Genomic DNA, 4,191 nt, shown 5'->3' with positions numbered 1-4,191 from the left:
ATCAGCTCCCTGTCGACCTCGACCTCGACGGGCTTGTCGTCGGCCACCAGCTCGATCACCTCGCTGTCGACTTCGACTTCGACCGGCATCAGCTCGCTGTCCACCGGCTTGAGCAGCACGGACAGCACGATCCTGTCGCTGTCCACCTCGACCTCGACCGGCATCGGCTCGCTGTCTACCGGCCTGAGCAGCACGAACAGCTCGGTGTCGTCGCTGTCGACCTCGACCTCGACCGCGATCAACGCCGCGAAGACGCACTACTACAGCGTCAACGACAACGGCGTGCAGCAAGCCAACTACGCCAACGACGGCGCCACGGGCACCAACGCCCTCGCCGCCGGCGTGAACGCCAGCGCGGCGGGCGCGAGCAGCGTGGCAGTCGGCGACGGCTCGAACGCGCAGACGGCAGGCGCGGTCGCGATCGGCCAGAACGCCTCGGCAACGGGCGGCAAGGCGGTATCGATCGGCTCCGGCAACACGGCGTCGGGCGACGGCGCGGTCGCGATCGGTGACCCGAACGTGGCGACGGGCACCGGCGCCGTGGCGATGGGTGCGAACAACACGGCGACCGGCGACGGCGCGGTGTCCCTCGGCAACCAGAACACGGCAACCGGCGCCAGCGCGCTGGCCCTCGGCAGCTCGAACCAGGCCACCGCGGACAACACGATCGCGCTGGGCAGCCAGGCCACGGCCGGCGCCACCGGCGCACAGGCCTACGGCTCGGCCGCCAAGGCCACGGCCGCCGACGCGCTCGCCTTCGGCACGAACGCGCAAGCGAACGTCGCGAACTCGATCGCACTCGGCGCGAACTCGGTCACGGCCGCGGCGGTCGGCACCTCGAGCGCCACGATCGGCGGCGTCACGTACCCGTTCGCGGGCGGCTCGCCGGTCGGCGTGGTGAGCGTCGGCGCACCGGGCCAGGAACGCCAGATCACGAACGTCGCCGCCGGCCGGATCTCGGCCACGAGCACGGACGCGATCAACGGCAGCCAGCTGAACGCGACGAACAACGCGATCAACACGCTGTCGACGTCCACCGCGTCGAACGTCGCATCCCTGTCGACCGGCATCAACTCGCTGTCGACCGGCCTGAGCACGACGAACAGCAACGTGGCCTCGCTGTCCACGTCAACCTCGACCGCGATCAACTCGCTGTCGACGGGCCTCAGCACGACGAACAACAACGTCAACTCGCTGTCGACGTCGACTTCGACCGGCATCGGTTCGCTGTCCACCGGCCTGAGCACGACGAACAGCAACGTGGCGTCGCTGTCGACCGGCGTGACGAACATCAACAACCAGTTGAACCAGCTGTCGACGACGCTCAACAACAACACGACGCGTGCGGCGAACAACAACGGCGTCGCCGCCGACCTGAACGGCAAGGGCAACGACCTTCCGGTGGTCACGGCCGGCTCGAACTCGGTGGCGATCGGCGCGGGTTCGAACGACGGCGGCCGCTCGAACGTGGTGTCGGTCGGCAGCGACACGCAGCAGCGCCAGATCACGAACGTCGCGCCGGGTACGCAAGGCACCGACGCGGTGAACGTGAACCAGCTGACGCAGGTGCAGACGACGCTGTCGACGGCACTGTCGGGCCAGCAGGCGCAGATCAACTCGCTGGGTTCGCAACTGCAGCAGACCGACCAGATGGCGAAGCAGGGTATCGCGGCCGTCGGCGCGATGGCGTCGATTCCGCAGCTCGATCGCGACGCCAACTTCGGGATGGGCGTGGGCACGTCGACCTTCCTCGGCCAGAAGGCGATGGCGGTCAACATGCAGGCGCGCATCACGGAGAACCTGAAGGCGTCGATCAACGGCGGTTTCAGCGGCGGTCAGAAGGTGATCGGCGCCGGCATGCTGTATCAGTGGAAGTAACGCGTCGCGCCGCCCGGCCGCCCGGCTAGCCAGCCGGACGGCCCGCGGCCCGACGGCAGGACGAGCCCGCTGCGCACCGCGCGGCGGGCCTCGGTCAACCCAAGCTTTAAGGACGTCACCGTGAACAAACTCGCTCTTGCGCTCGCGCTTTCCGCAACGGCCCTCGCCGCGTGCTCGACCGCATCCGGCCCGACCTTCAGCGCCTCCGAACTGCAGCCGCGCGACGGCGTGCGCACCTTCCAGGTGGACTGCCACGGCCTGCTGTCCGGCCCGCAGACCTGCATGAAGGCCGCCCGCAAGATCTGCGGCGACGAGCCCGTGCGCGCCGTCGACTCGGCCCGCGCGCTGCGCGACAAATCCGATCCGGCCACGCTGGTCTTCCAGTGCGGCGCCGCACCGGCCGAAGCGGCTTCGGCCGCCACACCCGCACCCGCCGCCGTGATCGAACGCGTGAACCTGTCCGGCGACGCACTGTTCGCCACCGACCACGCGACGCTCGCACCGACCGCGCGCGAATCGCTGGACCGGCTGCTGAGCGAGCGCGCCGACCGCACGTATTCGCAAGTGACGGTCACCGGCTTCACCGACTCGGTGGGCAGCGACGACTACAACCTCGCGCTGTCGAAGCGCCGCGCCGAATCGGTCGCCGCCTATCTGAAGGCGCACGGGCTGAAGACCGACTCGATCACCGTGTCGGGCCGCGGCAAGGCCGATCCGGTCGCGTCCAACGCGACGCCGGAAGGCCGCGCCAGCAACCGCCGCGTCGAAATCCGGCTGCAGCACTGAGCCGTCCGCGGCCGCCCATGCGGCCGCGCGATCCGGCAGGCCAGCCGCGCCACGCCGGCACGCCACGGGACGCCGCGGGACGACCGGGCGCCGCAACGCCTGCGCCCGCTTCCGTTGGCCGGCGGCTATGTCAAAGTTCGTCACGTCCTGCCAAAACCGGCGGTTTCCATGCCACAATCGCCGCAGACAGTCGCCGGGGCAGCCCGCCCGACGCGCGCCGTCCCAGGCGTGCCCGGCGACACGCCGGAATCCGGCTGCCGCCTTCGCGAATCCCGTCGCCCGGTTCGCGCGCCGCGGTGCCACCGGCGCGAATCCAACCATGACGATCCACGGCGCGCCGCTGCCGGCCAGACGCTCGACGCGATGCCCGGACGCACGACGCCGCAGAGGAAACCAACCGGTGACGGACATCAATGAAGCCGCCGCGGGCGGCACTCGCAAGCAACGGCCGGCGGTCGGCATCTCGCTGTTTGCGCGCGACGGCCAGGCGATCTGGGAAAACGGCATTCACCAGAACATCGCGTTCCTCGCGATGATGCTCAAGCGCTCGGATCGCGTCGGTCCCGTCTATTTCCTGAACGGCGGCGACGCCAACGCGCTGCCCGCCGGCCTCGAACTCGACGGCCTCGACATCCCGCTCGTGAAACCCGCCGACGTCACGCACGAACTCGACGTCGTGATCGAAATGGGCGCGCAGTTGCCGGTCGAATGGCTCAGGCACATGAAAGCGCTCGGCAAGAAGATCGCCGCGTTCTTCTGCGGGCACGTGTATGCGGGCCTGTGCGAAACGCCGATCTTCGGGAAGCCGTCGGGGCACGTGTTCAACGGCGCACCGTTCGACGAAGTGTGGCTGCTGCCGCAATACGACAAGACCGCCGCGCCGATGCTGCGGACGATCCTGCGCGCGCCCGTCCACCTGATGCCGCACATCTGGTCGCCGTACTTCCTCGAGCGCCGCGTGGCCACGCTGGCCGACGAAGGCGCGACGTTCGGCTATCAGCCCGGCCAGCGGCCGTGGAAGCTCGCGATGCTCGAGCCGAACATCTCGGTCGCGAAGTCCTGCCACTACCCGATGCTCGCGTGCGACGCGTTCTACCGCGCGCGGCCTGATGCGGTGCAACACATGTTCGTCGTCAACTCGATGCACATGAAGGAACATCCGACCTTCGTGCACTTCGCGAACAGCCTCGATCTCGTGCGCCAGCACAAGGCGACGTTCGAGCCGCGACTCGACCTGCCGGGCTTCATGGCGCGTCACGCGGATGCGGTCGTGTCGCACCACTGGGAAAACGGGCAGAACTATCTGTATTACGACGTGCTGTACGGCGGCTATCCGCTGATCCACAACTCGACGCTGATCGGCGACGCCGGCTATTACTACCCGGACTTCGACTCGGCTGCCGGCGGCCGCGCGCTGCTCGAAGCGTGGTTGCATCACGACGAACGCCTCGACGACTACCGCGCGAAAGCGGGCCGGCTGCTGCAGTCGGTCTCGATCGACAACCCCGCGAACCTCGACGCGTTCGT

At 68.9% G+C, this 4,191-nt stretch carries 3 protein-coding genes; all 3 read left to right on the top strand.

Annotation, left to right across the window (positions count from 1 at the left end; all coding sequences use genetic code 11):
- Nucleotides 1-1,878 (top strand): YadA family autotransporter adhesin (locus JMF90_RS26775; RefSeq protein ID WP_201325635.1); only part of this gene is annotated, 1,878 nt, incomplete at its 5' end.
- 120 nt (nucleotides 1,879-1,998) lie between these two features.
- Nucleotides 1,999-2,664, top strand: a complete 666-nt coding sequence (locus JMF90_RS26770; protein WP_011546965.1) for an OmpA family protein — start codon at nucleotides 1,999-2,001, stop codon at nucleotides 2,662-2,664.
- Nucleotides 2,665-3,064: 400 nt separating this feature from the next.
- Nucleotides 3,065-4,191, top strand: a 1,127-nt coding sequence (locus JMF90_RS26765) for a DUF2827 domain-containing protein (RefSeq protein ID WP_201325634.1), incomplete at its 3' end; no start/stop codon positions are given.

It is taken from the genome of Burkholderia sp. E168m23 (assembly GCF_016586125.1).
Taxonomy (GTDB): domain Bacteria; phylum Pseudomonadota; class Gammaproteobacteria; order Burkholderiales; family Burkholderiaceae; genus Burkholderia; species Burkholderia orbicola.
The sequence above is the reverse complement of the archived record's forward strand: the minus strand, read 5'-3'. Positions and strand labels throughout refer to the sequence as shown.